This is a genomic window from Amycolatopsis sp. NPDC101161 (assembly GCF_044768185.1).
Classification (GTDB): domain Bacteria; phylum Actinomycetota; class Actinomycetes; order Mycobacteriales; family Pseudonocardiaceae; genus Amycolatopsis.
Window position 1 is genome coordinate 1,186,212 of the sequence record NZ_JBIWPI010000004.1, and the last position, 17,902, is coordinate 1,204,113.

The following is a 17,902-nucleotide window of genomic DNA, read 5'->3' on the forward strand; positions in this document are numbered from 1 at the left end:
CCGTCTCGACCGGTCCTTTTGCCCCGCCGGCCACTCCCACACCCCCCGGGGGTGGCTCATCACCACCCCGCGTAAGCCCCGCAGGGTTCGCCGGGGGGCCCTTCCGCGTTTCAGGCTTTGTCGAGGAATCCCCGGACGGCGCCGAGCACCTGTTCGGCGTCACTCGCGGGATCGCAGTCGAGCTCGAGTTCCTCGGCCGCGCCGGAGCGTTTGACCTTCAGGGAAACGCGGGCTTCGCGGCAACGCCGCAGCCAGGCGATCAGCGACCGGCAGAAGACCCCGGCGGAGTTGCTGGTCACGCCGACGACAACGGCATCGAAAAGCTGAACGCGGCCGCGAAGCTCGTCCTCACCGCGCAACCAGGCGGCGAGCTCCCGGAGCTCGCCTTCGGAGTCTGGCCCGGTGATCGCAACGATCCCCGCCGTCACCCGTTCTCCCTTCACCCGGAATCGGAGAGGCCCCGAACACTAGTCGGCGCCGACCACCCGCCGGAAGCCCGACTCGGGAATTGAAGATTGCAAATTGCACTCAGGAACGACGCTGCACAAGCCGCGAGACGACGAGGAAGCTGGCGGCCAGCACCACGACCGACGTCACGAGCGCCAACACGAGGGGGCCGCCGACCGGTTCGTCGTCGGTGAGGGCGTGCAGCAGCGGGTGGACCAGCGGGATCTTCGCCAGCAGGACCACGATCAGCGTGACGACCGCGGCGAGCACCGTCCAGCCGATCCGCTGGATGAGCAGCCGCGAGCACGGCAGCGCGATCGCGATGCCCAGCAGCGCGCACGCGAGGTGGGCGAGCAGTCCGATGCCCAGCGCCGCCGGCTGGACCTTGAACGACTTGATCGCCGACCAGACCTCGGTAATCACCGTCAGCACCACCGAAAACGCCAGCACCGTGAAGATCGCGCCGGTGATCATCCGGCGCCACTGGCGCGCGTGGCTCAAGGTCACCAGGCGCTGCACCGGGTCCTCGATGTCGAGCAGCGCGATCGTCAGCCAGCACGACACCACGAGCAGACCGCCGGCGCTCACGCCGAACAGCGGCAACGGCGGTGAATGCGGGTCGGCGTAGAGGATCACGCACAGCGCGAGGTAGGCCAGCAGCGCCGGCAGGTACCGCTGCGAATGGCCGAGCAGTGCCAGGTAATACCGCGTCAGGGCGAGCACGGCGCCACCTCCCGCACCGACCAGCCGTCCTTCAACGCCCGCAACAAAACCGCGTCCACCGAAGCGACCTCGACGGTGAGCACCACCCGCGGGCCTTCGACGACCGCGTGCCGCACGCCGGGCTCGTCCGCCCAGCCGGCGCCGTCGCCGCGCAGCACGATCCGCGTTGTCGGCTCGGCGCTCTCGGCCGTGAGCCGTCCCTCGTTCATGAGGTGGACGACGTCGGCGTGGTCGTGCACCACCTGCGGCCGGTGGTCGGTGAACACGACGCTCGCGCCGCGCGCCCGCGTCTCGGCGACGAGCTCGCCGAGGATCGCGTGCGTCCCGACGTCGAGGCCGGACCACGGCTCGTCGAGGATCAGCAGGTCGGGCCGGACCATGACGGCCTGCGCGAGCCCGACCTTCTGCGCGTTGCCCTTCGACAGCGTCCGCAGCGGCGCGGCCGGGCCGCCGACCAGCGCGAGCCGTTCGAGCAGCGGGTCGATCATCGAAAGGTCGGTCAGCCCGCGGATGCGCGCCATGTGCCGCAGGTAGGCCCGCGCGCCCATGCGCTGGCCGGCTGGGAAGCGGTCCGGCAGGTAGCCGATCCGCGGGCTTCCCGTCACCACGCCGGTGGTCGCGTGCGAGACGCCGGCCATGATCCGCAGCAGCGTCGACTTGCCGGAGCCGTTGCTGCCGAGGACGCCGACGACGTGCCCGGGCTCGATGCTCAGGTCGACGTCGCGGAGGACGAAGTCACCGCGCCCGTACCGCTTGCCGACCCCCTCGAGCCGGATCACGCAACAGCGGCCTTCTGGAGCGCCTTGGTCGCGCGCTCGAGCTCGTCGACGCGAGCCGGGTCGACGGGGTGGCCGGCCGCGGCCAGCCAGTTCGCCAGCATCCGGTGGCCGCCCTCGGTGAGCACGGACTCCGGGTGGAACTGGACGCCTTCCAGCGGCAGCTCGCGGTGGCGCATGCCCATCACGATGCCGGTCTCGGTGCGGCCGGTGACCTCGAAGACGTCGGCCGGGATCGTGTCGGGCACCACGGTCAAGGAGTGGTACCGGGTGGCCGTGAACTCCGCCGGCAGGTCCTTGAGGACGCCGGTGCCGTCGTGGTGGACCTGGCTGGTCTTGCCGTGGAGCAGCTCGGGCGCGCGGTCGACGGTCGCGCCGTAGACGACGCCGAGCGCCTGGTGGCCGAGGCAGACGCCGAGCATCGGCGTGCGCGTCTCAGCGCACTTGCGGATGACGTCCATGCTCTGACCAGCGCGTTCGGGGGTTCCCGGGCCGGGCGAGACGAGCACGGCGTCGAACTCGGGCACGCGGTCGAGGTCCACGACGTCGTTGCGCCAGACCGTGCAGTCGGCGCCGAGCTGGGCCAGGTACTGGACCAGGTTGTAGACGAAGCTGTCGTAGTTGTCGACGACGAGAACGCGCATGACGCCGAGCCTACCGGCTCCCAACTGGTGGACCGTACGGTAAATCACATTTCTAGTTAGGTGACCCTAACTTACCGTGGAGGGTGTGAGCCGATCTCTTCGCGTAGCCGTGGTGGGCGCTGGTCCCGCCGGCATCTACGCCGCCGACATCCTGGACAAGTCCGACGCCGACGTGACGATCGACCTCTTTGAGCGCATGCCGGCGCCCTTCGGGTTGATCCGCTACGGCGTCGCGCCCGACCACCCGCGCATCAAGGGCATCGTGACGGCGCTGCACAAGGTGCTCGACAAGCCGAACATCCGCCTGCTGGGCAACATCGACTACGGCGCCGACATCAAGCTCGACGAGCTGCGCGAGTTCTACGACGCGGTGATCTTCTCGACCGGCGCGTCGGCCGACCGCGAACTCGACATCCCGGGCATCGACCTCGACGGCAGCTACGGCGCCGCGGACTTCGTCTCCTGGTACGACGGCCACCCGGACGTCCCGCGCACCTGGCCGCTGAACGCGTCTTCGGTCGCGGTCCTCGGCGTCGGCAACGTGGCTCTCGACGTCGCACGCATCCTCGCGAAGACGGCCGACGAGCTGCTGACCACGGACATCCCGGACAACGTCTACCAGGGACTCCGCACGAGCCCGGTCACGGACGTGCACGTGTTCGGCCGCCGCGGGCCGGCGCAGGCGAAGTTCACGCCGCTGGAGCTGCGCGAGCTGGACCACTCGCCGAACGTCGAGGTCATCGTGTCCCCCGAGGACATCGAGTTCGACGACGGCAGCATCGCGGCGCTGCGCGCGTCGAAGCAGATCGACATGGTCGTGAAGACGTTGCAGGAGTGGGCGATCCGCGAGCCGGGTTCGCGGCCGAAGCGCTTGCACCTGCACTTCTTCCACTCGCCGGCCGAAGTCCTCGGCGAGGACGGCCGCGTGACGGGCCTGCGCACCGAACGCACCGAGCTGACCGGCGACGGGAACGTCCGCGGCACCGGCGAATTCCACGACTGGGACGTCCAGGCCGTGTACCGCGCGGTGGGCTACCTCTCGTCGCACCTGCCGGAGGTCCCGTTCGACCACGTCAACGGCGTCGTCCCGAACCAGGCCGGCCGCGTGCTGGACCTGGACGAGAACCAGCTGCCGGGCGTGTACGTGACGGGCTGGATCAAGCGCGGCCCGATCGGCCTGATCGGCCACACGAAGGGCGACGCGGCGGAGACGATCGCGAGCCTGCTCTCGGACGCGGACACGCTGACCGCCCCGAAGTACGACTCCCCCGACGCGATCCTCGACTTCCTGGCCGCGCGCGGGATCCCGTTCACGACCTGGGAAGGCTGGGGCAAGCTCGACGCGCACGAGAAGGCGCTGGGCCTGGCGGCCGGCCGCGAGCGGATCAAGGTCGTGGAGCGCGAGGAGATGACGCGGGTTTCGCGCGGCTAAGCGGCGCCGAGGTAGGCCAGCACGGCGAGCACGCGGCGGTTCGTGTCGTCCGAAGCCGAGATCCCGAGCTTCGCGAAGATGTTCGCCGTGTGCTTGCCGACCGCGCCTTCGCTGAAGTGCAGCCGGGACGCGATCGCCGCGTTCGAACAGCCTTCCGCCATCAGGCCGAGGACCTCGCGCTCGCGCGGCGTCAGGGCGGCGAGGGGGTCGGACGCGTTGCCGGACAGGAGTTTCGCGATCACCTCGGGGTCCATCACCGTGCCGCCGGCCGCGACGCGGCGGACCGCGTCGATGAACTGGTCCGCGTTGAACACGCGGTCCTTCAGCAGGTAGCCGATCGCGCCGGTGCCGTCGGCGAGCAGTTCGCGCGCGTACAGCTGCTCGACGTGCTGCGACAGCACCAAGATCGGCAAGCCCGGCATTTCGCGCCGCGCCGCCAAGGCGACCTGCAGGCCTTCGTCGGTGTTCGTCGGCGGCATCCTTACGTCCACAATGGACACATCGGGTTTCTCGCGGCGCAACGCCGAAGCCAGTTCCGGACCGCTGCCGACCGCCGCGACGACGTCGAAGCCGTGCGCCGCCAGCAGGTGCGTCAGGCCGTCTCGGAGGAGGTACTGGTCTTCGGCGACGACGGTTCTCGGTCGTCCACCTCGGGGGTTCCGGGTGGCGAAGCCCCCGGCCCGGGGCGAAGCCCCGGATGCATCAGACACGGGATCTCCACCATCGCCCTGGTCGGCCCGCCGATCGGGCTGGTCAGGGTCAACCTACCGTCGAAGCCGCCCAGCCGGCGCTCGATCCCGCGCAGTCCCGAGCCGCGGGCCGGAACGGCGCCGCCCGGCCCGTCGTCGGTCACCACCACCGTCAGCTGGTCGTCGGCGAACGCCACCTCGATCGTCGCGCGCTTCGAGCCGTGCTTGGCGGCGTTGCCCAGCAGCTCCGACACCGCGAAGTACGTGCACGCCTCGACCGGCTCCTCGACGCGTCCCGGCAGCGAGCCGGTGACCTCCGCCTTCAGCGGGCTGTCGAGGGCCAGCGCGCGAACGGCGTCCAGCAGCCCGCGCTCGGACAGCACCGGCGGGTGGATGCCGCGGATCAGCACGCGCAGTTCGGTGAGCGCCTCCGACGACGACGCGCGCAGCTCGGCCGCGAGCCGTTTGGCCGCAGCCGGGTCGGTGTCCACCAACGCCTCGACCGCGCCCAGCTTCATCCCCATCGCGACCAGCCGGGACTGGATGCCGTCGTGCAGGTCGCGTTCGATCCGCCGCAGCTCCGCCGCCTGCGTGACCGTGACGTCGCTGCGGGTCTGCTTGAGCCGTTCGACGCGCTGGGCGAGCCGGGTCGCCTCCGTCGGGCCGAACCAGACGCGGGCGAAACGGGCCTGCTGCCGGGCGAGCCAGGTCGTCGGCATCAGGCCGACGACGATCATCGCCAGCATGGCCGGGGTCTGCGCGAGTGCGCCCAGGTGCGTCGACACTTCGGGCAGCGGGAACCACTCGACCGGCGACGAGACGAACGGCCGCCACACCCAGAGTGCGCCGAGGCCGGCGAGTCCCCGGCCGACCAGCGCGACCGTCGGCAGGAGCAGGACCAGCGAAACCAGGGTGACGAGCACGGCGCCGGCGAGGTCGCGCCAGGTGGCGCGGTCGCGCAGGACCCACCGCGTGCGGGCGTGCTGGACCGGCCAGAACGGCTCCTCGTGCAACTGCTTGCCGACCTGGTAGAGGCCGTCGGGCCGGGGCACCGGCAATCCCGGCGGCGGCAGGTACGGCCGCGCGATCCGCACCCCCGTCCAGTTCCCGGTTTCGCGGCGCAGCGTGTCGGTGATCGTCCGACACCACAGCACGACCGGGACCGCCAACGGCGGGAAGCCGACCATCAGCACCAGCTGCGGCACCGAAAAGATCAGCTGCACCAGCGAAAGCGCGAAGATGCCGCCCTGATGGCCGAGCGCTTCGGCGTGCCGGTGCAGCCAATTTCCGCGCGACTCGGCAGGTGTGCGGGGGCCGAGCCACCAGCGGGTCCACCGGCCGTAACCGCGCAGCACCGCGGGGCCGCCGATCAGGGCGGCCACCGGTAGCAGCAGCGTGACCAGCGGGTTCACCAGCTGCCAGGTGAACTCGCGCCCCGCAGCCGGATCCTCCAGCGCCCACGTGAGGCGGTGCTGCCAGCGGATCCAGAACGCGCGCTTGTAGAGCTGGTTGCCGTCGCGGTACCAGCCGTCACGCTCGCGGACCGGTTCCGGCGGCTCGGGCCGGTACGGCGGGGCGATCTCGACGTCGCACCAGCGCGCGGCCAGCGTCCGCGCGAGCGTCGACCGGCCACGCGCCCATTCGACCGCGGGGCCGAGGAAGAAGACCAGGCCGACGCACAGCAGCGCGAACGCGACCAGCTCGACCAGGACGTCGACCCAGCTGAGGAACGCGAACGCGGCCAGCGCGCAGGCCCGCCCGAGCGCTCGCAGGTACGTCATCCGGCACCTCCTTCCCCCGCGATCATCGCCGGACCGCCCGCGTCCGCGCACTGGCCGAAGCTCCCCGGCCGGGGTGGGGCCAGACCCACCCCCGCGTCAGCAAAACCCTACTTGAGCTGGGGATTCAGCGTCATTCTGCGCGGCGCCGAACGTTCGTAGCTTTATCGCCATGCCCCTCATCGAAGTCACCGAACTCCGCAAGCGCTACGGCTCCCGGGTCGCGGTCGACGGCGTTTCCTTCACCGTCGAGCGCGGCGAAATCTTCGGCATCCTGGGCACGAACGGCGCCGGGAAGACCACCACGGTCGAGTGCCTGCAGGGCCTCCGCCGCGCGGACGCCGGGGAGATCTCCGTGCTCGGCCTCGACCCCGCGACCGACCGCGCCGCGCTGACCCGCCGCGTCGGCGTCCAGCTGCAGGAAAGCCAGTTGCCGCCGAAGCTGCGGGTGCGCGAGGCGCTGGAACTGTTCGCCTCCTTCTACCCGGATCCGGCCGACGTCGACGTCCTGCTCGATCAGCTCGACCTCCGCGATCACGCGCGCGCCTACTTCGGGAAGCTGTCCGGCGGCCAGAAGCAGCGCGTGTCGATCGCGCTCGCGCTGGTGGGCAACCCCGAGCTGGCCATCCTCGACGAGCTGACGACCGGGCTCGACCCGCACGCCCGCCGCGAGACGTGGCGGCTGGTCGAAGGCGTGCGCGACGCCGGCGTCACCGTCTTGCTGGTCACGCACTTCATGGACGAGGCCGAGCGGCTTTGCGACCGCGTCGCGATCTTCGACGCCGGCCGCGTGGTCGCGACCGGCACGCCCGCCGAGCTCCGCGCGACGGCTGGAGCCTCCACTTTGGACGACGCGTTCGTCTCGCTCACGAGGAGCACGCTGTGAACACCTTCGCCAAGATCACCGCCACCGAGACCAAGCTCTTCCTCCGGACGCCGCTCATGGCGGTCGCGGGGCTCCTGCTGCCGACCGCCGTGCTGCTCGCGGTGGGCGCGATCCCCGGCATGACGGAACCCAGCGCGGCCGCGGGCGGATACCGCTTCATCGACGCCTGGGTCCCGTCGCTGGTCGTCATCAGCCTCGCGATGCTCGCGCTGCAGTCGATCCCGGCCGCGGTCGCGACCTACCGCGAGCAGGGCGTCCTGCGCCGGCTGGCCACAACGCCGGTGCACCCGGTCAACCTGCTGGGCGCGCAGCTGCTGATCCACGTCGTGGTCGCGCTGGCGGGCATCGGCCTGGTGCTCGCGGCGGCCCACGCGGCCTACGACGTCCCGATGCCGAAGCACCCGCTGCAGTTCCTGCTGACGCTGCTGCTCGGCACGGTCTCGATGTTCTCGTTCGGCCTGCTGGCCGCCGCGATCGCCCGGACGGCCAAGGCGGCGGGCGGGTTCGCGCTGGTCGCGTTCATCCCGACGATGTTCTTCGGCGGCGTGTACTTGCCGCGGGCGCTGCTGCCGGTGGTCCTGCAGCGGATCGGCGACTACCTGCCGCCGGGCACGCAGCCGCTGCAGGACGCCTGGGTCGGCACCGGCGTGCAGCCGCTGCAGCTGCTCGTCCTCGCCGGCTTCGCGGTGATCGGCACGGCGTTGGCGGCGAAGCTCTTCCGCTGGGAGTGATCCGCCATATTGGTGATGATCATCGTTTTCTCTTGTGGCCGGGCCACGCGGCCGGTAGCCAGGAAGACGGCCCTGCTCACCTTGGAGGTTCGATGTCCCTGGACGTGTCACCCGCGCTGCTGGAGAAGGCCGAGCGCGGGGAGGTCACCGACGCCGAGTTCGTCACCTGCGTCAAGGAGTCCCTGCCGTACGCCTGGGAGGTCATCACCGGCGTCATCGCCGACGCCGAGGGCGCGGCGGACGGGTTCGCCGACAACGAGACGCCACCGCCGAGCGAGGCCGCCCGCGGCCAGCTGCTGCGAGCCCTGGCCTCGGACGCGATCCGCGGCGGGCTGGAGCGCCACTTCGGCGTCAAGCTGGCCTTCCAGAACTGCCACCGGGTCGCGGTGTTCCGGAAGTCCGAAGTGGACGGTGACCGCTACCGCGCGTTCGTCTCGCCGCGCGGCCAGCTGCTCAACCAGAGCCCGGAACTGCGGGACTGCTAGCCCGCAGCGCGGGGAGCACCTCGGTGCCGATCCGCGCGATGTTCGCGTACGTGCCCTCCGGCGTACCGGACGCCTCCACGAGCATCAGCACGTGCGAGACGCCGGTGCGCCGGAGGCTCGTCTCCAGGGTTCGGACGCAGTGTTCCGGCTCGCCGACGGGGTGGATGGCGAGGAGCCGTTCGGTGTACTCCCCCGGGTCCTTCCGCGGTCCCGGCCGGCCGTCGACCGTGACGTGCGCGCCGAGACCGTCCTCCAGCCACCCCGGGAGCGCTCGCCGGACGACGTCGGCGTCGCCCACCTGGCAGAGCACGGTCGAGACGTGGCCGGCCGGCTGCCCGTAGGCGACGACGGTCTCGGCCTTCTCCTCGTCGTCGGCGTGCAGACCGAGCAGCAGCGGCAGCCCCCTCTCCGCGGCTTGGCGCACGGCCGCCGACCGCGGCCCACCACACGCCACGACGACGTCCGGCCGCCGTTCCGGCTCGGGCACCACGGGCACCTCCCGGAAGGCGAAGTGCCGTCCCCTCGCTCCCACGCGGCCGGTGGTGGCGCGCAGGAAGACGTCGAGGGTCTCCTCGAAGCCGGTCTCGTAGCGATCGAGTCCGGTCCCGAAGACCTCGAGGTCCTGCCAGGGGCCGCCACGCCCGACGCCGAGCCGCAACCGCCCGCCGGAGACGGCGTCGAGCATCGCCCACTGCTCGGCCAGCGCGACGGGGTGCGTGGTCGAGAGGACGCTGACCGCGGTCCCGACCCCGATTCGCGACGTCCGCCCGAGCACGTGCGCGGCGAGCGTGATCGCGGACGGGCAGACGCCGTAGGGGGTGAAGTGGTGTTCGGCGAACCAGACGTCGTCGAAGCCGGCTTCTTCGGCCAGCTCGGCGGCGCGGACCGACCGGCGGAGGACGTCGCCGTCCGCCTGGCCGGGGAACCGGCCGCTGACCAGGAAGACGCCGAACCTCAGTTGACCGCGACCTCGTTGAACCACAGCCGCGGCTCCAGCCACGGGAACACCACGAACATCAGCAGCGCCACGACGCCGAGGGCGAGGACCACCGCGATCGTCAGCTTCACCGCGAACGGGCCGGGGAACTTCCGCCAGAGCCAGGCGTACATCAGGCCTCCCCGATCTTCGAGAGCAGGTCGCCGTAGTCCTTGACCTGGTTCTTCGGCACCTGCTGGGTCAGCACCGACGTGATGATGAGCCGCTCGCGGGCGGAGAACTGCGGGTGGCACGTCGTGAGCGTGAGCAGCGCGGCCTGCTGGGCCTTCGGCAGCGCCTCGGCGTCCTTGTACGGGACCGGGTTCACCGCGGTGCCCTCGCTGGGCAGCACGACCTTGCGGCCGAACGTCTTGCTGTACGCGCCGCCCTCTTCGGCGTTCGGGTCGCGCAGGGTCGAGACGCCCTTGCACTTCGGGTCGGCGCCCTTGCCGCCGGCCCAGTTCTCGATCTCGTCGTCGTAGGGCAGGACCTTGTAGATGTAGAAGTCGGTCGAGGTCTCGATCACGATCTGGTCACAGGAGGAGAGGTTGTCCAGGTCGTTGAACGGGGCACCCTTGCCGACGCGGTGGCCGGCGACGGCGAAGTTGCCGGGCTCGCCGGGCAGCGACGTGCCCTTGTAGTGGCCGGGGCCGACCTCGAGGGAGGCGTCGTCGGTGCCTTCCTGGATCGTGAAGTTGTAGTCGACGCCGAACGTCGGGATGTGGATCCGGGCGAACGCCTTGCCGTCGATCAGCTCGGGGTGCAGCGTGCGATCGTGCGCCCACTCGCCGTCGAGCTGGTCGCTCGCTTCGGACTGCTTGCCCGCCGAGAACAGGTCGGTCACGTACAGCTCGTAGACCATGAACAGCAGCACGACCAGGCCCAGCGTGATGAGGATTTCGCCGGCCGTCCGGATCGCGACGCCGCCCTTGCCCAGCGGCGGCGGGGCGGGCTTCTCCTTGGTCGCGGTGCCGCCCTTCCCGACCGGGGCGAAGACGATGGTCTCCTCGTTCGCGCCGGGGAGCGGGGGCGGGCTGGTGTAGCGGCGGGGCGGCGGGCCCTGCGGACGCCGCGGCGGCTGACCGGAAGCCTGGCGTGGCGGCATTTGCCCACGTGGGGGCGGGACCGGGCGGCGCTGGGGCGCGGGCCGCTGCCCGGGGGTTCTGCGCCGGTCGTCATCCGGTCCTTCGCGCGTAGTCACGCAAGCTCCTCTCAAGCCGCGTCCAACACTTGGTGACCCCGACGTCACGGTACGGGAAATCCAACCACTCCCGGCCGCTGCTTTCCTGCGGTCATTTACGTTAACGTGTGCACGTGGCGCTGGTTGCGCACCCCAGGCGGGTCATCGCCACCAGACGAGCCCAAACAGCACCGCGAGGAACACGATGCCCAAGTCCAAGGTCCGCAAGAAGACGGCTTACACCCCGCCTGCCGACCGGCGTACGCCGGTGAAGGTGCGGGCGGCCGGTCCCACCGGTCTCGCCTGGAAGATCCCCATGTTCGGGCTGATGCTCGTGGGCCTGGTCTGGCTGCTGGTGAACTACATCGCCGGGGACAAGATCTCCTGGATGGCCGACCTGGGCAACTGGAACTTCGCCGGCGGGTTCGCGCTGATGATCGCGGGTCTGCTCATGACTATGCGCTGGCGCTGATTATTACTCCGAATGGCGGCTTGACGCCGAATTACACCGGTGTGACTCATCCCCAGTGTGGATAACCCCTGTGGATAACTACCCCACCTCGTGGGCGCCACGGCGGGCCCTTGTGGTATCGGCGTGGGCGGTCACCGCGTTGCTGCTGGTCGGCGTGGTGGCCGACGTCCTGACCGGCGACCGCGGTGGTCTGGTGCTGTTCGCACTGGCCACGCTGGCCGTCGGCGCGTTCGCCGCGCACTCGACGCTCGTCCGGCCCCGCCTGGCGGCCGGCCCGGACGGGCTGGTCGCCCGGACGCTCGGCGGCACGCACCGGCTGCCCTGGGCGCAGACCCGCACCCGGCTGCGCACCACCCGCCGGCTGGGCCGCGACGGCGTCACGCTCGAGATCGAGCACGAAGACGACCTGTACGTCTTCGGGTGGCTCGACCTCGGCGAAGACCCCCGGGACGTCCTTGACGTCCTCAGCACGCTGCGCAGCTAGCCGCAGCTGTAGAGCTCCTGGCCGCGGTACTGGACGAACTGGCAGGTCTGGGCCGCGACCTCGGTGTCCTTGTAGATCAGCAGCCCGATCATCGCGACGACGAGGATGGCGACCCCGGCCGCCTGCCAGGTCGCCTGGCGCGCCTGCGGCGCGTAGAGCATCGCCACGGTGACCAGCGCGCCGGTGACCAGGCCGCCGACGTGGCCGAGGATCGAGATGTTCGCGACGCCGAACGTGATGAACGCGTTCAGCGCGAGCGTGATGATCAGCCCGGTCGGGTTGAGGCGCAGCTTCAGCACGATGACCGCGTAGGCGCCCATCAGGCCGAACAGCGCGCCGGACGCGCCGGCGGTGCCCCCGTCGAGGTTGTCGAAGAGCAGCACGGCCGTGGACGCGCCGAGCATCGAGACGAAGTAGAGCGCCAGGTACCGGACCTTGCCGAAGACCGGTTCGAGCGCGCGGCCCATCATCCACAGCGAGAACATGTTGACCGCGATGTGGATCGGGCCGTAGTGCAGGAAGCCCGAGGTGAACACGCGCCACCACTCGTCGGCGCCGAACGTCGCCTGGCCCCAGAGCACGCCCAGCTGGAAGACGTTCGACACCTGGTTGTCGTTGAGGCTGCGCGCCTGGACGACCGTGACGAGGAAGACCAGCACGTTGACCGCGAGGATGGCCTGCGTGGCCAGGAACGACCCGGACGGCCGCGCACCGGCGATGGTGCGCACGCCGAGGCCGGCTTCCTGGTAGCCGCGGTGCTGGCGGCGCTGCTGCTGGGTGCCGCTGTGGACGCAGTCGGTGCACTGGAAGCCGACGGGGGCTTCGCGGAGACAATCCGGGCACGCCGGACGCCCGCACCGGGAACAGCTCAGCCCGGTCGGGCGGTTCGGGTGCCACCAGCACCCGGGGAGCGCGGCTTGCTCGGCGGCGGGGTTCGGCGGTTGGTTCACGATGTCACCAACCTACCGAAACTCCCGTCGGGGAAACCGTCAGTGCTCGATGGTGACCTTCTCGATGACGACGTCGGTCAGCGGACGGTCCGCCGGGCCGGTCGCCGTGCGCGCGATCGCGTCGACGACGTTGCGCGACTCCTGGTCGGCCACCTCGCCGAAGATCGTGTGCCGGAAGTTCAGGTGGGTGGTCGGCGCGACCGTGATGAAGAACTGCGAGCCGTTCGTGCCGGGCCCGGCGTTGGCCATGGCCAGCAGGTACGGCTTGCTGAACTGCAGCTCCGGGTGGAACTCGTCGCCGAACTTGTAGCCGGGGCCGCCGCGGCCGGTTCCGGTCGGGTCGCCGCCCTGCAGCATGAAGCCGTCGATGACCCGGTGGAAGATCGAACCGTCGTAGAAGGGGCCGGAGTTCGTGCCCGCCGCGTTCGGCTGGGTGTACTCCTTGGTGCCTTCCGCGAGCCCGACGAAGTTCGCGACCGTCTTCGGCGCGTGGTCGGGGAGGAGGTTCAGGTTGATGTCACCCTGGTTGGTGTGCAGCGTTGCTTTCACAGGCCCAATCGTGCCATCTGCGGCGGACGGCGGCGAAAAGGGGCACGATAGGTTACGGGTAACAGAGCAGTGTCAAAACGAATGATGAGGTGAAGTCCATGTCCCGGGCGACAGCCCAGGCCGCCGAGACCGCCGACAAACTCGTCTCCGAGGGCGTCAAGCACGGCCGGCGCGCGCAGAAGCAGCTCGCGAAGAAGACCGAGCTCACCCGCAAGGAGCTCAAGAAGAGCTCGAAGGCCGCCCGCGAGGAGGCCCTCTCCCGCCTGTCCGAGCTGCGCAAGCCGGGTCGCAAGGCCAAGAAGGCCGCCATCAAGGCCGCGAAGGCGGCCGGCGAGTCGAAGCGCCGCGGCAAGAAGGACTTCAAGGCGGCGAAGAAGGACTTCTACGCCGCAGTCGTCGAGGCCAAGGCCGCGGCGAAGGGCACGCGCAGCCGTCGCAAGTGGCCGTGGCTGCTCGGCCTGGTCGTGGTCGGCGCCGGTGCCGCCTACGCGCTCCGGTCGAAGCAGGAGCCGCCGGTCGCGCCCGCGCCGCCGAAGGCCACCCCGCCCGCGCCGAAGCCCGCCGAAGCGGCGAAGCCGAGCCCGCAGGCGAACGGCAAGGCGCCGTCCCCGGCGCCCGCCGAGAAGAAGAACTGAAGCCGACGCGAAGAGGCCCCTCGGGCGTGCACCCGAGGGGCCTCTTCAGTCGTGCGTGCGATCAGGCGTTCGCGGCGTGCTTGTCGATCAGCTGGCCCAGGCGGGGCAGCGCCTCTTCGACGTTCTTCTTGCCGTTCGGGCGCAGCTTCGAGTAGACCTTCTTGATGCTGTCCCGGCTGCTGCGCTCGGCGCGCGTGTCGGTGACGCTCAGCAGCGCGTCGGAGGCCTCGTCCGAGCGGCTGGTCAGGTAGGCGCCGAAGTCGTTGCCGCCCTTGGCGCGGTAGTCGCCGTAGAACGGCTCGAGCGCGGTGGCGAAGTCGGGCAGCAGCGTGTCGACGGCCGAGGGGATGATGCCCGGCTTGATCTTCTTGACCGCGGCGAAGCCGGTCTTGACGACGGCACCCGAAACGCCGCCCTTGTCCGAGACCTCGGCGTCGACGAGGGTCTCGAAGTCCGTCACGACAGCCGGACGACGGCTGGAGTCGAGCAGGATGTCCTTGAGGGTGTCAGCCACGAATCTTGTCCTTTGCGTTGCAGATTTTGTGCCCGGCCCCGGGGTGGGGATCCCCCGATGGCTGCGGTGCGCGAGTCCACGAAGCCTGCGCGTGACGCACAGGGTAATACAAGATCAACATCACTCACCCGTGTGGAGGCCGCTACCTAGAGCTTCAGGGCAGCGATAGCCTTCTTGACCACTGTGCGTGCCTTTACGCTCTGTTTCTGGTTGGTGGTCGCGATGACCGCCGCGGACCCCTTCGCGACCGCGTAGACGGCACCGTCATCGGTCGATTCGTAGCCGCCCTTCCAGCCGGAAGGGTCGCTGGCCGGGTTGGACGAGTCGACCGGCGCCGCCTTGTTGACCAGCGCGGTCGCCGTCTTCGCGTCCCCGACGTAGACACGGACGGTGAGCTGGATCTTCCCGTCCGGGCGGTAGAAGAAGCACGCAGGGTGAGGCTGGTCCGCCGAGATCCGCACCTTCGACACGTGCTGGCCGTTCGAGTCGGCCACGAACTCGCTGTCGAGGTACGGGCAGTCCCCGGTCGCGGCCGGCTGGGGGTCCGGTGGCAGCTCCGACCCCGCGGCCGTGCCGGCGGACGCCGACGGCGGGCTGGGGGTCGCGGTGCCGGACACGAGGGAGGGGCCGCAGCCGGCCAGCAGCACCACGGCGGGCGCGAGAAGTACGAGTCGTCGCATAGCGCGCACAGTCAACCATGAAGCGTGTGTGAAAACCGCTGGCTGAAGTCGACGTGACCGCGGGGCGTGCGACGATGGCGTCGTGCTTACCCCCGAGCAGTACCTCGGCGTGGTGGCCGAGCGCATCCAGCGGTCCGGCGGCAACTTCGGGACCGTGCAGATCGGGCCCGCGCTCTGCCCCGTCGGGTTGTTCGCCGAGTCGGTGATGCTGTCGACGATGAACTACTGCGTCATCGCGGCGGCCGTCCCCGAGATCAGCGCGGCCGCGCTGTACGACTTCACCGGCCGCGCCACGCAGTACGCGCGCGCCAACCTGGTCGGCACCATGGGCTGGACCGCGGCCTCGGTCGTGATCGCCGGGCTCGTCGGCCACCACGTGCACCCGGACGCCGCGCAAGCCGCGTCGGCGAAGACGAGCAACCAGTTCGGCGGCGAGACGCGCATGGTGGCGGTCGACCTCACCGCGGGCCAGACGTACGCGTTCACCGGCGGGAAGTTCTGGGGCGCGGCGATGCACGGCGCGATCCGCGCCAAGCTGACGTTCTGCTTCCCGCCGCCCGCCGAGGCCTACCAGCAGGTGCAGTGGCAGCAGGCGCAGGTGCAGCAGCCGCAGGTACCGCCCCCGCCGGCCGCCGGTCCGCCCGCGCCCGGCTACCCGCCGCCGGGACAGCAGCCGTACGGTTACTGACATGGTCGCGTTGCGCGGATGGCCCTCGTTCCCCGAACAACTCCCTGTGTTCAAGCCGGAAACGGCGGCCGCCGACCCGCAGACGCTCTTCGTCGAATGGCTGACCGAAGCCGGTGAACACGTGCTGGCGCCGCACGCCGTCACACTGTCCACAGTGGACGCCGATGGTGCACCGGACGCGCGGGTGGTCATCCTCAAGGACGTCGGCCCGGCGGGCTGGGCGGTCGCGACCAGCTCGGAGAGCCCGAAAGGCTTGCAGCTGCGCAAGGATCCGCGCGCCGCACTGACGTTCTTCTGGCCCGGCCGCGGCCGTCAGGTCCGGCTGCGCGGCCCGGTCTCCCCCGCGGCGCCCGAGGTGTCCGCGGCGGACTTCCTGGCGCGGCCACCGGCTTCGCGCGTCGAGGCGTTCATCGGGCACCAGTCGCAGGTGCTGCACGACCCGGCCGACCTCGACGCGGCGGCCGCGGAGGCGGAGCGCTGGGTCGCGGAAAACCCGGACGTGGCCCCGGAAACGTGGACGCGCTACCTCGTCGACCCGGACGAAGTCGAGTTCTGGCAAGCGAGCCACGACCGCCGGCACGTGCGGCTGCGGTACCGGAAATCCGACGGCGGCTGGGTCCGCGAACGCCTCTGGCCCTGATCGGAGGTATACCGCACCCGGGTCGGTGTGGCGATGATGGATCATGCGCTCGAAACTGCTGACCGCCGGGCTGGTCCTGGCGTTGACCGCCGCACTCGGGGGTGTGGCCTCGGCCGACGCGCGTCCTGGGGGACGACCGACGCTGACGGACCCGCACCCGTGCCCGGGCCAACCGGGCTTCACCTGCTCGACGCTGACCGTGCCGCTCGACCGGTCCGGCCGCGTGCCGGGCACGCTCGACCTGCCGGTCGCGACCGCCGACAACGTGACCGCGCCCAAGGGCGTGCTGCTGTTCTTGACCGGCGGGCCCGGCCAGGGCGGCGTCCGCAGCATCACGCGGATCGCGACCCAGCGGCTGCCGGAAGTCGCGAAGGACTACCGGTTCGTCATGCTGGACCAGCGCGGCACCGGCGCGAACGCGTTGCAGTGCCCGGGTTTGCAGGCGCAGATGGGCAGCTCGGACATCGCGACGCCAACGCGTGACGCGGTCACCGAGTGCGCGCGCATCCTCGGCCCCACGGCGCCGCTGTACTCGACCGACCAGACCGTCGCGGACTTCGACCAGCTCCGCCAGGCGCTGGGCGTGCCGAAGATGGTGGTCGACGGCGTCTCGTACGGCTCGTTCACGGCGGCGCGGTACGCGATCGCGCACCCGGGCAACGTCAGCAAGGTCGTCCTGGATTCGGTGCTGCCGCACCACGCGTCCGCGTCGGCGTCCCTCTACCTGACGGGGTTGACGGCCGAGGCCCGCGTGCTGCGCGCGGCTTGTGCGGTGGCCCCGGCCTGCGGTTTCGACCCGGCGGACGACCTGGCGTGGGTGGTCCGCCACCGCGGCACGGCGGACGGCGTGAAGATCTTCGACTTGATCGTGTCGTACGAGTTCGTAGATCCGACGTACCGCAACCCGTCCGCGGGCGACGTCATCGGAGCCCTCCACGCGGCCCGCGGCGGATCGCCGGAGCAGCTGGACGGACTCCTGGAGGCGTACAAGTCGGGCGGCGACGACCCGGCATCGTTCAGCTCGGGACTGCACGCGGCAACACTGTGCGCGGACCAGCGCTTCCCGTGGGGCTCATCGGCGACGCCGGTGGCTTTGCGACAGCCGCTGTTGTCGTTGACGGCACGTGCGCTGCCACCGTCGGCGACCTGGCCGTACACGACGGAGGTGGCGACGCAGCAGGGCTTCATCCAGACGTGCCTGCCGTGGCCGCCGGAGCGCCCCGGCTCGAACCCGGCGTCCCGGCTGCCGAACGTCCCGGTACTGCTGCTGAACGGCGACCGCGACTTGTCGACACCACTGGAGTGGGCGCGCGAGGAAGCGGCCCAGGCTCCTAGTGGCCAGTTGGTGATCGTCCCGGGCGAGTCCCATTCGATCCAGAACCGCGAGCGCGGCCACGCCGGCCGGGACGCGGTGCTCAACTTCCTGCGTTGAGGCTGCCGGGAATCCAGTGTGGAGCTGAGGGGAATCGAACCCCTGACCCCCGCCTTGCAAAGGTACGCACTTGCCTGGCCGCTGACCAGCCGATCCTATATTTGCTGGTCA

The 17,902-nt window shown here is 70.6% G+C and carries 23 protein-coding genes; 10 read left to right on the top strand and 13 right to left on the bottom strand.

Annotated features, from left to right (window positions below; genetic code table 11):
- Positions 1–110: 110 nt before the first annotated feature.
- The 4 genes from ACIRSS_RS33490 to ACIRSS_RS33505 form a co-directional block, all read right to left on the bottom strand.
- Entirely contained in the window at positions 111–428 is a 318-nt protein-coding gene (locus ACIRSS_RS33490; RefSeq protein ID WP_400901831.1) for a hypothetical protein, read from the bottom strand.
- A 100-nt stretch (positions 429–528) separates the two neighbouring features.
- Positions 529–1,170 (bottom strand): hypothetical protein, encoded by a 642-nt coding sequence (locus ACIRSS_RS33495; protein ID WP_400901833.1) that lies wholly within the window; start codon positions 1,168–1,170, stop codon positions 529–531.
- Entirely contained in the window at positions 1,158–1,949 is a 792-nt protein-coding gene (locus ACIRSS_RS33500; protein WP_400901835.1) for an ABC transporter ATP-binding protein, read from the bottom strand. Before ACIRSS_RS33500 ends, ACIRSS_RS33495 begins: the two co-directional genes overlap by 13 nt.
- Complete coding sequence (locus ACIRSS_RS33505; protein WP_400901837.1) at positions 1,946–2,590, bottom strand: aminodeoxychorismate/anthranilate synthase component II; 645 nt, start codon at positions 2,588–2,590, stop codon at positions 1,946–1,948. The genes ACIRSS_RS33500 and ACIRSS_RS33505 overlap by 4 nt, the downstream gene beginning before the upstream one ends.
- A gap of 112 nt (positions 2,591–2,702) precedes the next feature.
- Here ACIRSS_RS33505 and ACIRSS_RS33510 point away from each other — a divergent pair, with 112 nt between their 5' ends.
- The gene (locus ACIRSS_RS33510; protein WP_400901977.1) at positions 2,703–4,022 is read left to right on the top strand and encodes an FAD-dependent oxidoreductase; all 1,320 of its coding nucleotides are present in this window, start codon (positions 2,703–2,705) and stop codon (positions 4,020–4,022) included.
- Here ACIRSS_RS33510 and ACIRSS_RS33515 read toward each other — a convergent pair.
- Both ACIRSS_RS33515 and ACIRSS_RS33520 read right to left on the bottom strand, forming a co-directional pair.
- Positions 4,019–4,618, bottom strand: a complete 600-nt coding sequence (locus ACIRSS_RS33515; protein WP_400901979.1) for a LuxR C-terminal-related transcriptional regulator — start codon at positions 4,616–4,618, stop codon at positions 4,019–4,021. The two genes, ACIRSS_RS33510 and ACIRSS_RS33515, sit on opposite strands and share 4 nt — an antisense overlap.
- Positions 4,615–6,492 (bottom strand): histidine kinase, encoded by a 1,878-nt coding sequence (locus ACIRSS_RS33520; RefSeq protein WP_400901839.1) that lies wholly within the window; start codon positions 6,490–6,492, stop codon positions 4,615–4,617. The genes ACIRSS_RS33515 and ACIRSS_RS33520 overlap by 4 nt, the downstream gene beginning before the upstream one ends.
- A gap of 169 nt (positions 6,493–6,661) precedes the next feature.
- Here ACIRSS_RS33520 and ACIRSS_RS33525 point away from each other — a divergent pair, with 169 nt between their 5' ends.
- The 3 genes from ACIRSS_RS33525 (at position 6,662) to ACIRSS_RS33535 (ending at position 8,591) form a co-directional block, all read left to right on the top strand.
- Positions 6,662–7,375: an ABC transporter ATP-binding protein gene (locus tag ACIRSS_RS33525; protein ID WP_400901841.1), complete on the top strand. Its 714-nt coding sequence runs from the start codon at positions 6,662–6,664 to the stop codon at positions 7,373–7,375.
- Complete coding sequence (locus tag ACIRSS_RS33530) at positions 7,372–8,106, top strand: ABC transporter permease (protein WP_400901843.1); 735 nt, start codon at positions 7,372–7,374, stop codon at positions 8,104–8,106. The genes ACIRSS_RS33525 and ACIRSS_RS33530 overlap by 4 nt, the downstream gene beginning before the upstream one ends.
- 92 nt (positions 8,107–8,198) lie before the next feature.
- Complete coding sequence (locus tag ACIRSS_RS33535; RefSeq protein ID WP_400901845.1) at positions 8,199–8,591, top strand: SCO5389 family protein; 393 nt, start codon at positions 8,199–8,201, stop codon at positions 8,589–8,591.
- Here ACIRSS_RS33535 and ACIRSS_RS33540 read toward each other — a convergent pair.
- The 3 genes from ACIRSS_RS33540 to ACIRSS_RS33550 are packed head-to-tail and all read right to left on the bottom strand — an operon-like array spanning position 8,560 to position 10,672.
- Positions 8,560–9,573: an LLM class flavin-dependent oxidoreductase gene (locus tag ACIRSS_RS33540; protein ID WP_400901847.1), complete on the bottom strand. Its 1,014-nt coding sequence runs from the start codon at positions 9,571–9,573 to the stop codon at positions 8,560–8,562. The two genes, ACIRSS_RS33535 and ACIRSS_RS33540, sit on opposite strands and share 32 nt — an antisense overlap.
- Positions 9,546–9,701: a hypothetical protein gene (locus tag ACIRSS_RS33545; protein WP_086675995.1), complete on the bottom strand. Its 156-nt coding sequence runs from the start codon at positions 9,699–9,701 to the stop codon at positions 9,546–9,548. The genes ACIRSS_RS33540 and ACIRSS_RS33545 overlap by 28 nt, the downstream gene beginning before the upstream one ends.
- Positions 9,701–10,672 carry a class E sortase gene (locus ACIRSS_RS33550; RefSeq protein WP_400901849.1) on the bottom strand — a complete coding sequence of 324 codons (972 nt, stop codon included), beginning with the start codon at positions 10,670–10,672 and terminating at the stop codon, positions 9,701–9,703. The genes ACIRSS_RS33545 and ACIRSS_RS33550 overlap by 1 nt, the downstream gene beginning before the upstream one ends.
- Before the next feature lie 280 nt (positions 10,673–10,952).
- Between ACIRSS_RS33550 and crgA the strand changes: the two genes are divergently transcribed.
- Positions 10,953–11,219, top strand: coding sequence for a cell division protein CrgA (gene crgA, locus ACIRSS_RS33555; RefSeq protein WP_033261030.1), 267 nt, complete (start codon positions 10,953–10,955; stop codon positions 11,217–11,219).
- A gap of 70 nt (positions 11,220–11,289) precedes the next feature.
- On the top strand, positions 11,290–11,703 hold the full coding sequence (locus tag ACIRSS_RS33560) for a PH domain-containing protein (protein ID WP_400901851.1): 414 nt from the start codon (positions 11,290–11,292) through the stop codon (positions 11,701–11,703).
- Here the strand turns inward: ACIRSS_RS33560 and ACIRSS_RS33565 are convergent.
- Together ACIRSS_RS33565 and ACIRSS_RS33570 are read right to left on the bottom strand one after the other, a co-directional pair.
- A complete protein-coding gene (locus tag ACIRSS_RS33565; RefSeq protein WP_400901853.1) occupies positions 11,700–12,653 on the bottom strand; it encodes a rhomboid family intramembrane serine protease in 954 nt (317 codons plus the stop codon). The genes ACIRSS_RS33560 and ACIRSS_RS33565 overlap by 4 nt on opposite strands.
- Before the next feature lie 39 nt (positions 12,654–12,692).
- The gene (locus ACIRSS_RS33570; RefSeq protein ID WP_372667583.1) at positions 12,693–13,202 is read right to left on the bottom strand and encodes a peptidylprolyl isomerase; all 510 of its coding nucleotides are present in this window, start codon (positions 13,200–13,202) and stop codon (positions 12,693–12,695) included.
- Between the two features lie 98 nt (positions 13,203–13,300).
- On the opposite strand from ACIRSS_RS33570, the gene ACIRSS_RS33575 reads away from it, so the two are divergent.
- Complete coding sequence (locus ACIRSS_RS33575; RefSeq protein WP_400901856.1) at positions 13,301–13,837, top strand: hypothetical protein; 537 nt, start codon at positions 13,301–13,303, stop codon at positions 13,835–13,837.
- 61 nt (positions 13,838–13,898) lie between these two features.
- Here ACIRSS_RS33575 and ACIRSS_RS33580 read toward each other — a convergent pair whose 3' ends face one another.
- Positions 13,899–14,351, bottom strand: a complete 453-nt coding sequence (locus ACIRSS_RS33580) for a DUF6918 family protein (RefSeq protein ID WP_400901857.1) — start codon at positions 14,349–14,351, stop codon at positions 13,899–13,901.
- A gap of 146 nt (positions 14,352–14,497) precedes the next feature.
- Positions 14,498–15,031, bottom strand: coding sequence for a DUF2020 domain-containing protein (locus ACIRSS_RS33585; protein ID WP_400901859.1), 534 nt, complete (start codon positions 15,029–15,031; stop codon positions 14,498–14,500).
- A gap of 82 nt (positions 15,032–15,113) precedes the next feature.
- Between ACIRSS_RS33585 and ACIRSS_RS33590 the strand changes: the two genes are divergently transcribed.
- The 3 genes from ACIRSS_RS33590 to ACIRSS_RS33600 are packed head-to-tail and all read left to right on the top strand — an operon-like array spanning position 15,114 to position 17,791.
- Positions 15,114–15,719 (top strand): hypothetical protein, encoded by a 606-nt coding sequence (locus ACIRSS_RS33590; RefSeq protein ID WP_400901861.1) that lies wholly within the window; start codon positions 15,114–15,116, stop codon positions 15,717–15,719.
- Between the two features lies 1 nt (position 15,720).
- Positions 15,721–16,359, top strand: a complete 639-nt coding sequence (locus ACIRSS_RS33595; RefSeq protein ID WP_400901863.1) for a pyridoxal 5'-phosphate synthase — start codon at positions 15,721–15,723, stop codon at positions 16,357–16,359.
- Between the two features lie 43 nt (positions 16,360–16,402).
- Entirely contained in the window at positions 16,403–17,791 is a 1,389-nt protein-coding gene (locus tag ACIRSS_RS33600; RefSeq protein WP_400901865.1) for an alpha/beta fold hydrolase, read from the top strand.
- The last annotated feature ends 111 nt before the right edge of the window (positions 17,792–17,902 follow it).